14 protein-coding genes are annotated in these 16,285 nt (G+C 68.2%); 10 read left to right on the top strand and 4 right to left on the bottom strand.

Annotated features, from left to right (window positions below):
* Positions 1–5: 5 nt before the first annotated feature.
* Genes HNO51_RS13690 through HNO51_RS13665 form a run of 6 tightly spaced genes read left to right on the top strand, consistent with a single transcriptional unit; the run spans position 6 to position 6,040 of the window.
* The gene (locus HNO51_RS13690) at positions 6–875 is read left to right on the top strand and encodes a cobalamin-binding protein (RefSeq protein ID WP_197451053.1); all 870 of its coding nucleotides are present in this window, start codon (positions 6–8) and stop codon (positions 873–875) included.
* A 10-nt stretch (positions 876–885) separates the two neighbouring features.
* A complete protein-coding gene (locus HNO51_RS13685; RefSeq protein ID WP_422674270.1) occupies positions 886–1,863 on the top strand; it encodes a FecCD family ABC transporter permease in 978 nt (325 codons plus the stop codon).
* Positions 1,863–2,630, top strand: a complete 768-nt coding sequence (locus HNO51_RS13680) for an ABC transporter ATP-binding protein (RefSeq protein WP_209537659.1) — start codon at positions 1,863–1,865, stop codon at positions 2,628–2,630. The genes HNO51_RS13685 and HNO51_RS13680 overlap by 1 nt, the downstream gene beginning before the upstream one ends.
* Position 2,631: 1 nt before the next feature.
* On the top strand, positions 2,632–3,963 hold the full coding sequence (locus HNO51_RS13675; RefSeq protein ID WP_209537658.1) for a cobyrinic acid a,c-diamide synthase CobB: 1,332 nt from the start codon (positions 2,632–2,634) through the stop codon (positions 3,961–3,963).
* Positions 3,964–3,972: 9 nt separating this feature from the next.
* Positions 3,973–4,584, top strand: a complete 612-nt coding sequence (cobO, locus tag HNO51_RS13670; protein ID WP_209537657.1) for a cob(I)yrinic acid a,c-diamide adenosyltransferase — start codon at positions 3,973–3,975, stop codon at positions 4,582–4,584.
* 4 nt (positions 4,585–4,588) lie between these two features.
* Positions 4,589–6,040 carry a cobyric acid synthase gene (locus HNO51_RS13665; protein WP_209537656.1) on the top strand — a complete coding sequence of 484 codons (1,452 nt, stop codon included), beginning with the start codon at positions 4,589–4,591 and terminating at the stop codon, positions 6,038–6,040.
* Positions 6,041–6,117: 77 nt separating this feature from the next.
* Here HNO51_RS13665 and nadE read toward each other — a convergent pair whose 3' ends face one another.
* Entirely contained in the window at positions 6,118–7,461 is a 1,344-nt protein-coding gene (gene nadE, locus HNO51_RS21215; RefSeq protein WP_338035268.1) for an ammonia-dependent NAD(+) synthetase, read from the bottom strand.
* Positions 7,462–7,547: 86 nt separating this feature from the next.
* A complete protein-coding gene (locus tag HNO51_RS13650) occupies positions 7,548–8,312 on the bottom strand; it encodes a glycerophosphoryl diester phosphodiesterase (RefSeq protein WP_209537655.1) in 765 nt (254 codons plus the stop codon).
* Between the two features lie 128 nt (positions 8,313–8,440).
* On the opposite strand from HNO51_RS13650, the gene HNO51_RS13645 reads away from it, so the two are divergent.
* Positions 8,441–9,001 carry a hypothetical protein gene (locus tag HNO51_RS13645; protein WP_209537654.1) on the top strand — a complete coding sequence of 187 codons (561 nt, stop codon included), beginning with the start codon at positions 8,441–8,443 and terminating at the stop codon, positions 8,999–9,001.
* Positions 9,002–9,092: 91 nt separating this feature from the next.
* Positions 9,093–10,070 carry an NADPH:quinone reductase gene (locus HNO51_RS13640; protein WP_197447858.1) on the top strand — a complete coding sequence of 326 codons (978 nt, stop codon included), beginning with the start codon at positions 9,093–9,095 and terminating at the stop codon, positions 10,068–10,070.
* A 69-nt stretch (positions 10,071–10,139) separates the two neighbouring features.
* On the opposite strand, the gene HNO51_RS13635 is transcribed toward HNO51_RS13640, so the two are convergent.
* Positions 10,140–13,103 (bottom strand): LysM peptidoglycan-binding domain-containing protein, encoded by a 2,964-nt coding sequence (locus HNO51_RS13635; protein WP_209537653.1) that lies wholly within the window; start codon positions 13,101–13,103, stop codon positions 10,140–10,142.
* Positions 13,104–13,212: 109 nt separating this feature from the next.
* Positions 13,213–14,118, bottom strand: a complete 906-nt coding sequence (locus HNO51_RS13630) for a MurR/RpiR family transcriptional regulator (RefSeq protein WP_197447857.1) — start codon at positions 14,116–14,118, stop codon at positions 13,213–13,215.
* Between the two features lie 147 nt (positions 14,119–14,265).
* On the opposite strand from HNO51_RS13630, the gene HNO51_RS13625 reads away from it, so the two are divergent.
* Complete coding sequence (locus tag HNO51_RS13625; protein ID WP_209537652.1) at positions 14,266–15,594, top strand: aspartate aminotransferase family protein; 1,329 nt, start codon at positions 14,266–14,268, stop codon at positions 15,592–15,594.
* Between the two features lie 10 nt (positions 15,595–15,604).
* Positions 15,605–16,168 carry a carboxymuconolactone decarboxylase family protein gene (locus HNO51_RS13620; RefSeq protein WP_209537651.1) on the top strand — a complete coding sequence of 188 codons (564 nt, stop codon included), beginning with the start codon at positions 15,605–15,607 and terminating at the stop codon, positions 16,166–16,168.
* Positions 16,169–16,285: the final 117 nt, after the last annotated feature.

Genomic DNA, 16,285 nt, shown 5'->3' with positions numbered 1-16,285 from the left:
CTGCCTTGCTGGCGCTGGCCCTGCTGGGGCCGGTGGCCGGCGAGGTACGCGCCGCTTCGCTGTGCGCCATCGACGACCGCGACCGCGAGGTGTGCCTTTCGGCCCCGGCAGAGCGCATCGCCGCGCTTTCGCCGGGCGCGACCGAGCTGGTCTATGCCGCGGGGGCGGGAGAGAAGGTGGTGGCGGTGGTGGCCTACAGTGACTATCCGCCCGAGGCTCAGGCGGTCACGTCGGTGGGCAGCCACACGCGTATGGACCTGGAGACCCTCGTTTCGCTGCGCCCCGACCTGGTGATCGGCTGGGTCACCGGCAACCCGCCCGAGCAGCTCGAGACCATTGAGGCGCTGGGCATGCCGGTGTTCTACATCGAGCCGCGGGACTTCGAGGGCGTGTCCCACGCCATCGAGCGGCTGGCGCGGCTCGCCGACACCCGCGAGGCGGGTGACCGCGAGGCCGCCGAGTTCCGCGATGGCATGGCGGCACTCGCCGAGCGCTACGCCGAGGCCGAGCCGATCTCGGTGTTCTACCAGGTGTGGGACGAGCCGCTGATGACCATCAACGACGACCACCTGATCGGCAAGGTGCTGACCCTGTGCGGCGGGGTCAACGTCTTCGGCGAGCTGTCGCGGCTGGTGCCGCGCATCGACGACGAGTCGGTGCTGGCCGCCGACCCCGAGGCGATCCTGGCCGGTGGCATGGGCGAGGAGAACCGGGAGTGGCTGGCTCACTGGGAGCAGTACCCCGACCTGGCCGCGGTGGAGCGCGGCAATCTCTACTTCGTGCCGCCGTCGCTGATCCAGCGCCCCACGCCGAGGCTGCTGGAGGGCAGCCGGCTGTTTTGCGAGAAGCTCGACCGTGCCCGTGACAAGCGCTGACGCCATGCGCATGCCGCGCCGACGCTCGCTGTGGCTGCCGCTGGGGACGCTGGCCCTGCTTGGGCTGGCGGCGCTGCTGGTGTCGGTCACGTGGGGCAGCGCCGCGCTCACCCTTGGCGATGTGTGGGCGGTAGTCCGGGGCGAGGGCAGCCCCCTGGCGCGCACGCTGATCCTCGAGCTGCGCATTCCGCGTTCGCTCTCGGCCTTCGCCGTGGGCGGGCTGCTCGCCGTCGCCGGCGCCCTGATGCAGGTGCTGCTGCGCAACCCGCTCGCCGACCCCTACGTGCTGGGCCTCTCCGGCGGCGCTTCGGTGGGGGCGCTGGCGGCGATGTTGACGGGGCTCGGCGGAGCGGTGATCACCGGCTCCGCCTTCCTTGGCGCCTTTCTCTCCACCCTGCTGGTGTTCGGCCTGGCCCACGGCACCGGCAGCTGGACGCCCTCGCGGCTGCTGCTCACCGGCGTGGTGGTCGCCGCCGGCTGGGGCGCGGTGATCACCCTGATGCTGGCGATAAGCCCCGCCGAGCGCCTGCCCGGCATGCTCTACTGGCTGATGGGCGATCTCTCCTATGCACGCACGCCCTGGCCGCCGCTGGCGCTGCTGCTGCTCATCTGCCTGCTGCTGGTGCCGCTGGGGCGCAGCCTCAACGTCATGGCCCGCGGCCCTCTGCAGGCGGCGGCACTTGGGGTCAACGTGCGCCCGCTGGAGTGGACGATCTACCTCGTCGCCAGCGTACTTACCGCCACCGCCGTGACTACTGCCGGCAGCATCGGCTTCGTCGGCCTGGTGGTGCCCCACATGCTGCGCCTGGTGCTGGGCAACGACCAGCGCTTGATCCTGCCGGCCTGTGCCCTGGCCGGCGGCTCCCTGCTGGTGCTGGCCGATACCCTGGCGCGCACCATGATCGCCCCGGAGCAGCTGCCGGTGGGGGTGATCACCGCGCTGCTCGGCGTGCCCACCTTCCTCTTCCTGCTGTACCGGAGCCGCTGATGAACCGCCTCGAGACTCAAGAGCTGGTGATCGACGTGCCGGGGCGGCATGACGGCCAAGCGCTCACGCTCAGCGTCGAGCCGGGGCAGGTGTGGGGCGTGCTCGGCCCCAACGGCGCCGGCAAGACCACGCTGCTGCATACCCTGGCCGGGCTGCGTGCGCCGCGGGCCGGGCAGGTACTGATCGACGGCCGCCCGCTGGCGGCGCTGGGCCGACGGCAGGTGGCGCAGACGCTGGGCCTGGTGTTCCAGGAACGCCACGACGGCTTTCCCGCCACGGTGCGCGAGACCGCGCTGATCGGCCGCCACCCCTGGCTCTCGGCGTGGCAGATGGAGGGCGGCGAGGACCTGCGCCTTGCCGAGGCGGCCCTCGAGCGCCTTGAGGTCGACCACCTGGTCGAGCGCCTGGTGAGCACGCTCTCGGGCGGCGAGCGCCAGCGCCTGGCCGTCGCCACGGTGCTGACCCAGGCGCCGCGGATCTGGCTCGCCGACGAGCCCACCAATCATCTTGACCTGCACCACCAGAGCGCCGTGATGGCGCTGCTCACCGAGCAGGCCGCCGAAGGCCGCGCGGTGATGATGTGCCTGCACGACCTCAACCTGGCGGCGCGCTGGTGCGATCATCTGCTGCTGCTCTATCCCGACGGCGAGGCGTGCTGGGGGGCGGCCGAGCGCCTGCTGGTGCCCGCCGCCCTGGAGCGGCTCTACGGCCAGCGCCTGGCCACCGCCGAAATCGACGGCGCCCCCGTTTTCGTTCCCGTGAGGTGATATGACCGACTCGACGATTCGCGGCGAGACCCATGCCGCCTTGATCACCGCCCCCGGCTCCGGCCAGGGCAAGTCCATGGTCACCGCCGCGCTGGCGCGGCTGCACCGCAACGCCGGGCGCCGGGTGCGGGTGTTCAAGCATGGCCCCGACTACCTCGACCCCATGGTGCAGGAGGTGGCCTCGGGCCAGCCGGTCTACCAGCTGCACCCCTGGATGACCGGCGAGGCGGAGTGTCGCTGGCGCCTGGCCGAGGCGGCCCGTGACGCCGACCTGATCCTGGTCGAGGGTTCCATGGGGCTGTTCGACGGCGACCCCTCCAGCGCCGACCTGGCGATACTCGCCGGGCTGCCGGCGCTGCCGGTGATCGACGCCTGGGGCATGGCCCAGACCTTCGGCGCCGTGGCCCAGGGGCTGGCCAACTACCACCCCGACCTCGCCATCCACGAGGTGATTGCCAACCGTGTGGGTAGCCCCGGCCACGGCAGGCTGCTGGCGGAGAGCATGCCGACGGGGCTCTCGCTGCTGGGGGCGATTCCTCGCCACGAGGCGATGAAGGTTGCCGACCGCCACCTGGGGTTGGTCCAGGCCGGCGAGCTGGCGGGGCTCGATGCGCAGCTCGATGCTGCCGCCGAGGTGCTCAAGGAAGCCGGCCTCGACCGGTTGCCGGCGCGGGTCACGCTCGACGCCGAGGCGCCCGAACTGCCGCCGCGGCTGCTCGAGGACGTGCGCATCGGCGTGGCGCGTGACGACGCCTTCGCCTTCCTTTATCGCGCCAACCTCGACCTGCTCACACAGATGGGCGCCGAGCTGCGTTTCTTCTCGCCGCTGGCCGACCGCGAGCTGCCCGGCTGCGACGCCCTGTGGCTGCCCGGCGGCTATCCGGAGCTGCATGGTGGAAAGCTTGCTGTCAACGCGCCGATGCGCGCCGCGATCCGCGCCCATCACGACGCCGGTCGGCCGATCCTGGCCGAGTGCGGCGGGCTGATGGCGTGCATGGGGGCCCTGGTGGATGGCGAGGGCCATGAACATGCCATGCTGGGGCTGCTGCCCGGTACCGCGCAGATGGCCGGCAAGCTCAGCGCCCTGGGCCTGCAGAGCCTGGCGACCGACACCGGCGAGCTGCGCGGCCACACCTACCACCATTCACTGCTGGAGACGCCGCTGACGCCGGCTGCCCACGCCCGGCGCCTGGCCGGGAGCCCCGGCGAACCGGTCTATGTCGAGGGCAGGCTGGTCGCCAGCTACTTCCACGGCTATTTCCCCTCGGCGCCGGCGCTGGCCGCCGCCATCTTCCGCGGCGAGCCGCTGCATTTCACCCAGGACAAGAACTAGGAGACAACCATGCGCGAGAACGCCAAGGACCCCCAGCGCCATGCCCAGCGCATGGCGGCCAAGCAGAAGATCATGCACGAGCGCATCGCCGGCGCGCAGAAGGAGCAGGGCCTGCTGCTGGTGCTGACCGGCCCGGGCAAGGGCAAGAGCAGCTCCGGCTTCGGCATGCTGGCGCGTGCCTTGGGCCACGGCATGAAGGTAGGCGTGGTGCAGTTCATCAAGGGCACGCGGGAGACCGGCGAGGAGGCCTTCTTCCGTCGCCAGCCCGGCGTCGAATACCACGTGATGGGCGAGGGCTTCACCTGGGATACCCAGGACCGCGAGCGCGACACCCGCGCCGCCGAGGCTGCCTGGCAGGTGGCCCGCGGCATGCTCACCGATGCCAGCTTCGACCTGGTACTGCTCGACGAACTCAACATCGCCCTGCGCTACGACTACCTCGACCTCGACCAAGTGCTCGACGACCTGCAGGCGCGGCCGCCCATGCAGCATGCCGTCGTCACCGGGCGCTACGCCCCTGAGCCGCTGATCGAGCTGGCCGACACCGTCACCGAGATGAAGGTGATCAAGCACGCCTTCAAGGATCAGGGGATCAAGGCGCAACGCGGGATAGAGCTGTAATCCCATGCCAACCCTGATGATCCAGGGCACCACTTCGGATGCCGGCAAGAGCACGGTGGTGGCCGGGCTGTGCCGGGTGCTGGCGCGGCGCGGGGTGTCGGTGGCGCCGTTCAAGCCGCAGAACATGGCGCTCAACAGCGCGGTGACGGTGGACGGCGGCGAGATCGGCCGCTCCACCGCACTGCAGGCACTGGCGGCGGGGGTCGAGCCCCACAGCGACATGAACCCGGTGCTGCTCAAGCCCGAGAGCGACCGCGGCGCCCAGGTGATCCTGCGCGGCCGGGTCCACGGCCACATGGAGGCGCTGGACTATCACGCCTACAAGCGCACCGCGCGGGAAAGCGTGCTGGCGGCCTGGCAGGCGCTGGCTTCTCGCTATGACGTGATCATCGCCGAGGGCGCGGGTAGCCCGGCGGAGATCAACCTGCGTGCGAACGACATCGCCAACATGGGCTTCGCCGAGATGGTCGACTGCCCGGTCGTGCTGGTGGGCGATATCGACCGCGGCGGGGTCTTTGCGCAGCTGGTCGGCACCCTGGCGCTGCTCGGCGCGAGCGAGCGCTCACGTACCCGTGGCTTCATCGTCAATCGCTTCCGTGGCGATATCGCCCTGCTCGAGCCGGGGCTCGACTGGCTCACCGAGCGCACCGGCAAGCCGGTATATGGCACGCTGCCCTATCTGCAGGGATTATTGCTCGATGCCGAGGACAGTATCGGTCGCAGCGGCCGGGTGGGGAAGGGGGATACGCTCAAGGTATTGGTGCCGGCGCTGCCGCGCATCAGCAACCATAACGACTTCGATCCACTGCGCCTGCATCCGCAGGTCGACTTGACCTTCGTCGGACCCGGCCAGGCGATCCCGCCGGCCGATCTCATCATCTTGCCCGGCAGCAAGAGCACCCGCAGCGACCTCGCCTGGCTGCGCGCCCAGGGCTGGGAAGCCGCCATCCAGCGCCACCTGCGCTACGGCGGTCGGGTGCTCGGCATCTGCGGCGGCTTGCAGATGCTGGGCCGTGCCGTGCACGACCCGGAGGGCCTGGAGGGGCCGGCGGGCGCTAGCGAAGGGCTCGGGCTGCTCGAGTTCGAGACCCGCATGGTAGCGGGCAAGCAGCTGCGTAACGTGAGTGGGCGCTTGCTTCCCGAAGGGGTGCCGGTCACCGGCTACGAGATCCACAACGGGGTGAGCGAAGGGCCTGCCCTGGCGCGGCCACTCGTCGAGCTGCAGGGCGGGCCGGACGGTGCCGTCAGCGACGACGGCCGGGTCATGGGCACCTACCTCCACGGCCTGTTCGACGGCCCCGAGGCGTGCGCGGCGCTGCTTGCCCGCTGCGGGCTCGAGGCGCAGGGCGACGCGGTGGACTACCGGGCCCATCGGCAGCAGGAGCTCGATCGACTGGCCGACTGCCTGGAAGCGAACCTGGACATGGCCGCCATTGCGCGTCTGGTGGGGCTCTGACGGCATCGTTCGGGCGGTTGGCTACCGTGCGGGCCGACACTCCGGTGTCGGCCCACTTGGGTGATATGGGAAGGGTTTCAGTCCGGCGTGAGCGGCAACTGGCGCTTGTGCTCGGTGCGCCGGTAGGTGGTCACGATGGTATCGAAGGCGGGTCGGGAGACATCCCGGTTCTCCAGGAAGGCGTCGATCTCATCGTAGCTGACGCCGAGGGCCACCTCGTCGAGCTTCTGCGGTGCCAGCGACTCGAGGTCGGCGGTGGGCGCCTTGTCGACCAGCTCAGCGGGGGCGCCGAGCTGCTGGCCGAGCAGGCGTACCTGGCGCTTGGTCAGGCCGGTCAGCGGAGCGACATCGCAGGCACCGTCGCCGTACTTGGTGAAGAAGCCCATCAGCGCTTCGGCGGCCTGGTCGGTGCCGATGACCAGCCCGCCGCGCGCGCCGGCCACGGCGTACTGGACCACCATGCGCTGGCGCGCCTTGATGTTGCCCAGCACGAAATCGCGCTGATGGGCGTCCGTGAATGCCAGCCCGCCGCTCTCCAGCGCTTCCAGCAAGGCATCGCTGCCGGCCTGCATGTTCACCTCCAGCACTTCGTCGGGCTGGATGAAGGCCAGCGCCCGCTCGGCGTCCTCGGCATCCTGCTGCACGCCGTAGGGCAGGCGCATGGCGACGAACCAGGCCTGTTCCCCTTCCTCGCGCAGCTGCTCCACGGCGAGCTGCGCCAGGCGCCCCGCGACGGTGGAGTCGACACCGCCGCTGATGCCAAGCACCAGGGTGTGCTGTCCACTTTCCCGCATGGCCGCACATAGGAAATCGCGGCGCCGCTCGAGCTCATGCCGGGCGTCGACGTTCGTTCTGGAGCGCAGCTGCACGCCGATCGAGCGCTGCTCGGCCTGGCGTGAACGGCGCTCTTCTTCGGCCCCTGTCGATTCGGCGCCGGCGCACAGCCGGTGATAGTGAGGCAATCGTTCCAGCGCGTAGTGGGCCGCGGCCAGGCGCACTTCGTTACGCGTGCCGTCGAAGCGGCGGGTTTCGCTGAAATGGTGGTGCTGGCCATTCTCGCGGAAGGCCCAGGCGAAGCAGACCGTGCCGATGGGAGTGTCGTCGTCGCCCGGGGTGGGGCCGGCAATGCCGGTATTGGCCAGGGCCACGTCGGCATCGTTGTTGCTCAGCGCTCCGCTGGCCATTTCGCAGGCCACGGCCTCGCTGGTCAGTCCGTATCGGTCGATGGTGTCGAAGCTGACCCCGAGGTAGCGATGCTTCGATTGTGGCGAATAGACGCCAAGGCCGCAGTCGATGCTCTGGCCGCTGCCGGGCACCCGGGCCAGCTCGGACACGATCAGCCCCGCGGTACAGGACTCGGCGGTGGCAAGCTTCAATCCGTTGTCGATCAGGTAGTCCGTGATCCTGTCGAGCAGTTCCATTGCACTTCCTCCTGGCTTTGCTTCGTTCTGTCCGTTCCACCATCAAGCTAGACCACTGCAGGCATGGCTGTCCTTGCTCCGGTTCTTCAGAGTCGCGGCGGCGGGGCGATGCCGGCGAACAGGGCCGGATCGTCACTGATGGCGCAGTCGACGCCCCACTCCCAGCGCGGGGCGAACGCGGCGGGGTCGTTGGGCGTGTAGCACAGCAGGCGATAGCCGGCGTCCTTGATCTCCCGGGCGCGGCGGGCGGTGAGCCGCGTCCAGTCGGTATGAAGGCTGAAGGCATCGAGCGCCTCGCAGCGCGTCCGCCACGTTGCGGGTACGCCCTCGGTGAGCACGCCGATGGCCAGCAGCGAGGCATCGGCCAGGGAGCGGGCATGCTGCAGGGCGGGCTGATCGAAGGAAGAGAGAATCAGGCGCTCGGGAGGCAGTGCCTTGAGCAGGCGGGGTACCACCACCTCGGCCAGCTCGGTACCGCTGCGCCGGTGGGTCACCTTGAGCTCCATGTTGACGCCCATGTCCAGCTCCACCAGCAGCGCGAGCATGTCGCTCAGGGTGGCCATGCGCTCGCCGCGGAAGCCGTCGCCGAACCAGGCACCGACATCGAGCCTGCGTACCGCGGCGAGATCCAGCATGGCAAGTCGGCCATGGCCGTCGGAGCAGCGCTTGAGCGTGGCGTCGTGCCAGATCACCGGGGTACCGTCGCCGAGCAGCTGCACGTCGAGTTCCACCCAGGCATAGCCGGCCTCATGTGCCGCCTTCACCGCCGCCAGCGTGTTCTCCGGGGCATGCGCGGAGAGACCGCGGTGAGCGATCAATCGGGGCAGCGCAATAGCAGGGTGCTTTGGCATGTCGGGGCTCCGCGTGAAGGTCGTGGCAAGCTATGGGATCCGAATGGCGATTCGAGCGGGGCGACGCGCATGGAATCGACCGCGACTATGCTAGGCTTGCAGCCTTTGACGATGCAACGAGGCAAGGCATGAAGGTGATGACCCCCGAGCGTGACGAGCAGCGCGATGCCTGGCTCGCCCGCCTGTGCGCCGATATCTACGGTAGGGAAGCGGGGCTCTCGCCGCTGGTCACGTTCACCGGCACGCGACAGGTGCTGTTCTCGCAGGAGGCCGCCCGCCTGTGGGCGCTGGTGGACGAGCAGGGCAGGCCCGGCGCGCTGGCCCTGCTGGCACTCGATGCCTCGGGTGCGGGCATGTCGCTGAGGCTGCACGCCTCCCCCGGCGGCGACCGTGAGAGCCTGCGCCGGCTGATCCGCGAGCTGGCCCAGAAGGCCCCGCTGCGGGTCGATGCGGTGGACCAGGACGAAGAGGCGTTCTTTCGCCGCTGCGGCATCAACCGCTGGTTCGCCGCGCCCGGCGGGCGGCGCGTCGGCCTCTCGACCCACCACCCGGCGCGTGGCGTGAACGAGCTGGAGCCGGCGCTGGGCTTCGATGACGACGCCGTGCTGCGGCGTTTCAAGCACGATCCGCGCTTCTTCGAAGAGGAGAAGGCACGTTTCGTCGAACGGCTGGCGGCATTCCCCGGCTGATCATCATTGTCGGGTGGCGGCGCGCTTGACCGCCTGCATGATCGGCGGTTGGATGGTGTTCACTTAACGTTAGCGAACAAAGGAAGATCTCATGGCCAAGCGCATCCAGTTTGCTCGCACCGGCGGCTCCGAGGTGCTCGAATTCCTCGACGTCACGCCGGCCGATCCCGCTTCCGGCGAGGTTCGGGTCAAGAATGAAGCGATCGGGCTCAACTTCATCGACATCTATTTCCGCACCGGCCTCTATCCCGCGCCTGGCCTTCCGTCCGGGCTCGGCACCGAGGGCGCCGGGGTGGTCGACGCGGTGGGCGAGGGCGTCGACCATCTCAAGGAGGGCGATCGGGTCGCCTATGCCCAGGGGCCGCTGGGGGCCTATGCGGAGTACCATGTGCTACCGGCGGAGAAGGTCGTGGTACTGCCCGACACGATCGCCACGGAAACCGCCGCGGCCAGCATGCTCAAGGGCTTGACCGTGCAGTACCTGCTGCGCCAGACCCGACCGCTCGAGGGCGGCGAGACGATCCTGTGGCATGCCGCCGCCGGCGGGGTGGGCTCCATCGCCTGCCAGTGGGCGCGTGCGCTGGGCGTCAAGCTGATCGGGACCGTCAGCTCGGAAGAAAAGGCGAAGCTGGCCAAGGCCAACGGCGCCTGGGAAACCATCGACTACACCCGCGAAGACGTGGTCGAGCGGGTGCGCGAGCTCACCAATGGCGAGATGTGCGATGTGGTTTACGACTCGGTGGGCAAGGACACCTGGATCACTTCGCTCGACTGCCTCAAGCCGCGTTCGCTGATGGTCAGCTTCGGCAACGCTTCGGGGCCGGTCGAAGGGGTCAATCTTGGCATCCTCAACCAGAAGGGCTCGCTGTTCGTGACCCGCCCCAGCCTCAACGGCTATGCCGACAGCCGCGAGCGGCTGGAAATGATGTGCCGCGACCTGTTCGACATGCTGGGCAGCGGCAAGATCAAGGTCGACATCGGCCAGCGCTTCGCCCTGGCCGATGCCGGCAAGGCCCAGGATGCGCTGGCCGGCCGCCAGACCACCGGCTCGACCATCCTGTTGCCCTGAAGCCGCACCGACACGACGCCCGTCTCCTCGAGGCGGGCGTCGTCGTTTTCGCTTGAACTCTCGGCAGTGTTAGGCGTACTCGCGCGGCGACTCGATGCCGAGCTGAGGCAGGATGGCGTCGAGTTCGAATTGAGAACGAGGCGTCAGGGAGCCGCTACGAGACTCTCCGAGTGAAGGCGAGGCCAGCTCGAAGCCCTCGGCATGGGCGTCGAACCGGCTGATATCGCCATCGAACTCGTCGAGCGTGTTGTGCAGGTTGTCACGCAGTGCGGCGAGCATGGCGGCTCCGTTCTCACTCTCGGGAATCGTGTTGATCCAGTCCACGGTCTGCCCGGGCGAGAGTCCGTGAAGTTCGCCATAGCGCATCAGCAGGGGGACTACGCTATGCCCATCGCCGCTCTGGTCGAGCAGCAGTTGGGCGGCCTCTTCGCTGAAACCGGCGTGGGCGAGGAAGTCCGCCGTGGTCTGGGTCTCGAAGCGACTGTTGCGCTGCGCCGCCAGGTAAGCGTCACGACCGAACTGGACCAGGGTGGCCAGGGTGGCAATGCCGAAGCCGATTGGACCTGCCAGTGTCGAGCTGCCGAACACTGCATAGCCGACCCCGCCCGCCACCGCCGCGTTGAGACCGGCACCGACCACGTCGCCCTGGTTCAGGCGAGCCAGGGCATCGGCCCCGGCCAACGAGGCACCGAGCAGATGCACGAATTTGCCGCTCAGCTTGAGGCCAGGCGTGGCCCGGGAACCTTCGCTGCCGGTGAACAGCGCGTCGACCAGTTGGGCGCCATCGACGCCGACCCGTGCTGTTTCGATCGATACTTGCAGGGCGTTGCGCAGCGAAGGGTCGTCGCCGTAGGTCTCGATGGCATTGGCCAGCCCCGAGCCGACGATGGAGAGGGCGGAAGCGCGGAAGGCGCGATTGTAGGGCGAGTCGCGGAAGATCTCGTTGGTCTTGTCCAGGGTGTTGTTGAGATTGCGCGCCACGTCGATCTGGTAGCGCTGCGGGTCGAAGTTCTCAGTGAATTCGGGTACCAACGCTGTGAAGGTGTCGGCGAGCGCATCGAGCTCGCCGGTCGTGGTGCCCAGCAGCTCGGCGAGCTGGGGATTGTCGCGCAGCGTCTCGTCCAGCCGCGCCTGGGCCTCCTCCAGCGACTGAGGGTCGCTGGGATCGATGTCGACCGCAGGCAGGATCACGTTCTCGCGCAGGTAGGCGCCGACCAGGCTTACCGCCAAGGGGTGCTCTTCGGTGATACCCAGTTCGTTGAAGGTCTCGATCAAGGCGTCGCCGGCGTCCCCCGACACCAGCTCGGGTTTCTCCTGGAGGGCCGTCGAGACAGCCAGCTGGGCATTGGCATCTTCGAACAGGGCCTCGATACGCGACTGCTGGTCTATGCCCGCCTCGTCCGGTAGCCCCCGCAGCTGTTCTATCTGTTCCAGCAGCCCGGCACCGCTGTCGGCCAACTGTTCCTGCAGCGCCTCGAATTCCGTTTCCCAGTCGGGATTGGAGGCGAGGTAATCGTCGATCGCCGCTGCGAGCTGCTCCTCTGTCATTGCCGCACCGCCGTTGAGGATCAGGAAGCTCGGTTCATCGAGATGCTCATGGTACTCGTCGGCCTGTCCGCCGATGGTGTGGTCGCGGAACTGCTCCACGGCGGTGAACAGCTCGTCGCGGAAACTCTCCGCGCCTTCCAGCGAGGCGATCGCCAGGGCCAGGCTGGGAATCGCTTCGCCGGAGGAAATCGCTTCGTGCATCTCGTTGCGCACCGTATTCATGTCCACCGGCAATTGTTCCGCAAGCCGGTTTGCCGCACGATCCCCCGCATCCGTCCCGGCGATACGGTCGAGGATTTCCAGCAGGAGCGTGGTGCCGTTCGGCCCGGCCATGGCTCCGCCATAAGCCTGTAGATCACCTTGGTTGGCCGTCTCGATCTCGCCGATCAGGGCTTCCACTACCTCGCTGGCGAGCTCAGGCTCCAGTCCTTCGGTCAGGGCGTCGAGGCGTTCTATCATCTCGAGTGTGCGCCGCTCGGGGGTGTCCGTTCCCTGCAATTCGCCCGTGAGAGGTTCGGCGGCCCAGGCGGCGGCGTCATCGATGATCGCCTGGGCATCGCTGGACCGGTCGAGAGCGTCCTGCACCCGCTCCGGGGCATCGTCCCGCCCCGCTTCATAGGTGCGCAGCGCACTGGCCGGGTCGTCCTCGGCGCGGGCAGCGTCGACGATCCAAGCTCCTGCTTCGGCGGCGATCTCCCCGGCGCCACTGGAGCGATCCAGGGCGACCTGGACCGTCGACGAAGCTCCTTCGTACCCCTCTTCGAGAGTTTCGAGCGCCGCTTGCGGATCACTCTGTTCTCGGGCCTCGTCAATGATCTCGCGTGCTGCGGCTTCCGCTTCCGGGCCGGCATGACTGCTCGGCTGAAGTGCCAGGCCGCTGTTCTCCGCGGCTTGTTCGATGGCCATCTGGGCAGGACCGGCATCGCGCCAGCTATGGTCGTAGAGGCGTTGCAGGGCGGCCTGTCGTTCATCAACCGGCAGTGCCGCCAGGTAACGCTCAACCTCCTGGGAGAGGGAATCGATCTCGCCGTCGTAATCGACCGTGGCTGGATCGTCGGCGTATTCAAGCTCGTTGCCGCGTTCGCGCAGGCCGTCGATGAACTCGTCTTCTCCAACGGGAACGCCTTGGCTATCACGTGGCGACCGGGCCGCCTCCTCGGGAGAGGTATGCGGAACGAACACGACGTCGCCCGGATCGATCTCTCCCGGGTCGGGCATGTCGTCACGTTCGTTCAGGGCGAGAAAATCGTCGTAATCGACGTGGAGCTCTTCGGCGATTTCCCACAGGCTGTCGCCTTCCTCGGCGACGAAAACCCGCTCCGTTGCGCTGTCGAGCTCGCCCGTGCCGCCTGCTGACGCGCGGGCGTTGAGGGCTTCTTCGACGGCTTGCTCGAAGCGCTGGCGCTCACCCTCGGTCATGGCCTTCGATGCCACGCCGTCGGCCTGATAACGGCGCAGTGAGTCGATATCGATCCGGTATGACATGCTCCGCTCCTTCCTCCGTGAAAGGTTCACCATAGGGAGGAGCGCAGGCAGGTTGTCTGAAGTTTCGTTGAATTTTTCGTGGCACTGCGTCTTGGGCGATCGTCCGCGATCACAGGGAGGCGCCGAGTTCGGCGATCATCGTCTCGCGGTGCTTGAGCGCCGCCAGCCCGGCGCTACCCAGGGCGCTGGCCACTTCACTCAGCAGCCCTTGGGCGAGCAGCATGAAGGCACACATGCTGTTGCTGTAGAACAGGCTATGATTGGGCACCGGAAAGCTGTGCCGCGCGACCCGGGCCAGGGGTGAGCGCTCCGAGTCGGTCAGGGCGATGACCTCTACCCCGTGGCGGGCCGCGACCTCGGCCGTGGCCAGCACGCTCGGGGTATAGGGGAAGCAGCTTGCCACTATCAGCACGTCGCCGGGGTCGAGCTGGGCCAGGGCATCGGCGACGCCTTGCCGGCCCGCGTCGAGTGGGGCGACGTCGGGGCGCAACATCCCCAGGCCATAGGCCATGAACAGCGCCAGGGAGTGGAACTGGCGCATGCCGTGCACGCGCACCCGATGGGCCGTCGCCAGCAGCGTCACCGTCTGCTCGAAGGCCGTCGGATCGATCCGCTCCAACAGGCTCGCCATGTTGGCGCTCTCTTGCCGTCCCAACCGGCTCAGCCGAGCCAGTCCCTGCGTGTCGCTGCTCGCCTCGAGGAGGCGGGAGGCCTGGTCGCTGTAGAAGCTCTGGCCTTCGGTGACTTCGCGGCGGAAGACATCCTGCAACTGGCCGAACCCCCCATAGCCCAGGCGCTGGGCCAGGCGCGAGAGCGTCGACGCATTGACGCCCAGCCGCTCCGCCAGCTCGCTGATGGATGAGACCGCGGCCTGCTGCGGTGCCTCGACGAGCAGCGCGAGTACGTGCCGGGAGCGTTTGCCCAGCCGGATGCCGGCCTCGCCGGCTTCGATGGCCTTGAGCCGTTGCCTGAGGCCGCTCAGCGTTTCCGGAGGGGGCGTGGGGGTGTCCGTCATGGCGTCGCTTCACTTCATCTCGTGGCGTCGGGGGAGCATTGTAGCCTCCTGGCGCTGCTGAGGGCGTTGGATGATAAATATGCAAATTTTAATTGCAAATTTAAATAGAGCATTTATATTTTGCGTATTGTCAACCCGGAGAATCCCATGAGCCACGTTTTCCACCGCAGCCTGACGCAGGATTACCCCACGGCCGTCAAGGGTGAAGGCCATTACCTGATCGACGATCAGGGGCGGCGTTATCTGGATGCCTGCGGTGGCGCCGCGGTCTCCTGTCTGGGGCATAGCGATGCCGCCGCCATCGAGGCCATCCGTGAGCAGGTGGGCAAGGTGGCCTACGCTCACACCGCCTTCTTCACCACCGAACCGATGGAAGCCCTGGCCGATTTTCTGGTCGAGCGCGCACCCGCGGGGCTCGAGTCGGTCTACTTCGTCTCGGGTGGCTCCGAGGCGATGGAGGCGGCCCTGAAGCTGGCGCGTCAGTATTTCATCGAGATCGGCCAGCCGCAGCGCAAGCACCTGATTGCGCGTCGCCAGAGCTACCACGGCAATACCCTGGGGGCGCTCGCTACCGGGGGCAACGCCTGGCGCCGCCAGCAGTTCGAGCCGCTGCTGATCGACGTGAGTCATGTCAGCCCCTGCTATGCCTACCGCGGTCTGCAGGAGGGCGAGAGCCCCGAGGCCTATGCGACGCGCCTGGCCGACGAGCTCGAGGCCGAGATCCTGCGACTCGGAGCGGAGAACGTGATGGCCTTCGTCGCCGAGCCGGTGGTAGGGGCCACCATGGGTGCGGTTCCCGCGGTACCGGGGTACTTCAAGCGCGTGCGCGAGGTGTGCGATCGCCATGGCGTGCTACTGATTCTCGACGAGGTGATGTGTGGCATGGGGCGCACCGGCACCCTCTTCGCCGCTGAGCAGGAGGGCGTCACCGCCGACCTGATCACCATCGCCAAGGGGCTCGGGGCCGGCTATCAGCCGATCGGCGCCACCCTGGTCAGCGGGCGTATCCGCGATGCTATCGCCAATGGCTCGGGCTTCTTCCAGCACGGGCATACCTATATCGGCCATGCGACGGCCTGTGCCGCGGCCCTGGCGGTGCAGACGACCATTCAGGAGCGCGACCTGCTGCCCCGGGTGCGTGAGCTGGGCGAAGGACTGCAGCGGCGCCTGACCGAGCGCCTCGGCGAACATCCCCATGTCGGCGACATACGCGGCCGTGGGCTCTTCCTGGGCCTGGAACTGGTGGCGGACCGGGCCACCAAGGCGGCGTTCGAACCCGAGCGCAAGGTACATGCACGCGTCAAGCAGGCCGCCATGCAGGCGGGGCTGATGTGCTACCCGATGGGCGGCACCATCGACGGACGCCAGGGTGATCACATCCTGCTGGCGCCGCCCTTCATCCTCGCGGAGAGCCATCTGGACGAGATCGTCGACAAGCTCGATATCGCCCTGCGCAGTGCGCTGGGTAGCCGATAAGGAGATAGGTATGGCCATCGAATCCCGCCTGACCCCCCTCGACGAGACGCGCCTGGACGCCGAACAGCGCCGCGTGCTGGAGGAGATCCTCGGCGGCCCTCGCGGCAACCTGGACGGCCCCTTCCTGGCCTGGATCCATAGCCCGGGCCTGGCCGATCACGCCCAGCGGCTGGGTGCCTTCTGCCGCTACGGCACGCGGCTGGAGCTGCGCCTGACCGAACTGGCGATCCTGGTCACCGCCGCCTGGTGGCGGTCCCAGGCCGAATGGCAGATCCACGAGCCCATCGCCCGCGAGGCAGGCATCGCCGATGACGTGATCGAGGCGTTGCGTACGGGCGAGGAGCCGGTCTTCGAGCGCGATGACGAGCGCCTGGTCTATCGCCTGGGCCGGACGCTCTATGCCACCCGACGCATCGACGCGGCACTCTATGCCGAAGCCGTCGAGGCCTTCGGCGAGCCCGCGGTGGTCGAGCTGGTAGGGGTGTTCGGCTACTACGCCCTGGTGGCCATGACCCTGAACGTCTTTGCGGTGCGCCGCGACACGGATGCCCCCCTGCCGTTCCGCGAGCCGTAAGGCCGGCGCCGTTTGGCCGAAGGTGATGGCCAAGCAGCCGGTGCCCACCCTGCAGCAGACCCGGCCCAGGCCGGGTTTCTTGCACCGACCGTAGGGGGGAACTCTCAGAAAAGGCTG

The sequence above is a fragment of the Billgrantia sulfidoxydans genome (assembly GCF_017868775.1).
In the GTDB taxonomy this organism is placed as follows: Bacteria; Pseudomonadota; Gammaproteobacteria; order Pseudomonadales; family Halomonadaceae; genus Halomonas; species Halomonas sulfidoxydans.
This window is presented reverse-complemented; position numbering and strand designations above follow the sequence as displayed.

Bases quoted from the DNA above. Each gene is read 5' to 3' on its own strand.
- HNO51_RS13625 (WP_209537652.1), top strand. From the start codon at position 14,266: ATGAGCCACGTTTTCCACCGCAGCCTGACGCAGGATTACCCCACGGCC.
- cobO (WP_209537657.1), top strand. From the start codon at position 3,973: ATGCGCGAGAACGCCAAGGACCCCCAGCGCCATGCCCAGCGCATGGCG.
- HNO51_RS13680 (WP_209537659.1), top strand. From the start codon at position 1,863: ATGAACCGCCTCGAGACTCAAGAGCTGGTGATCGACGTGCCGGGGCGG.
- HNO51_RS13640 (WP_197447858.1), top strand. From the start codon at position 9,093: ATGGCCAAGCGCATCCAGTTTGCTCGCACCGGCGGCTCCGAGGTGCTC.
- HNO51_RS13630 (WP_197447857.1), bottom strand. From the start codon at position 14,118: ATGACGGACACCCCCACGCCCCCTCCGGAAACGCTGAGCGGCCTCAGG.
- HNO51_RS13675 (WP_209537658.1), top strand. From the start codon at position 2,632: ATGACCGACTCGACGATTCGCGGCGAGACCCATGCCGCCTTGATCACC.
- HNO51_RS13685 (WP_422674270.1), top strand. From the start codon at position 886: ATGCCGCGCCGACGCTCGCTGTGGCTGCCGCTGGGGACGCTGGCCCTG.
- HNO51_RS13665 (WP_209537656.1), top strand. From the start codon at position 4,589: ATGCCAACCCTGATGATCCAGGGCACCACTTCGGATGCCGGCAAGAGC.
- nadE (WP_338035268.1), bottom strand. From the start codon at position 7,461: ATGGAACTGCTCGACAGGATCACGGACTACCTGATCGACAACGGATTG.
- HNO51_RS13645 (WP_209537654.1), top strand. From the start codon at position 8,441: ATGAAGGTGATGACCCCCGAGCGTGACGAGCAGCGCGATGCCTGGCTC.
- HNO51_RS13635 (WP_209537653.1), bottom strand. From the start codon at position 13,103: ATGTCATACCGGATCGATATCGACTCACTGCGCCGTTATCAGGCCGAC.
- HNO51_RS13650 (WP_209537655.1), bottom strand. From the start codon at position 8,312: ATGCCAAAGCACCCTGCTATTGCGCTGCCCCGATTGATCGCTCACCGC.
- HNO51_RS13620 (WP_209537651.1), top strand. From the start codon at position 15,605: ATGGCCATCGAATCCCGCCTGACCCCCCTCGACGAGACGCGCCTGGAC.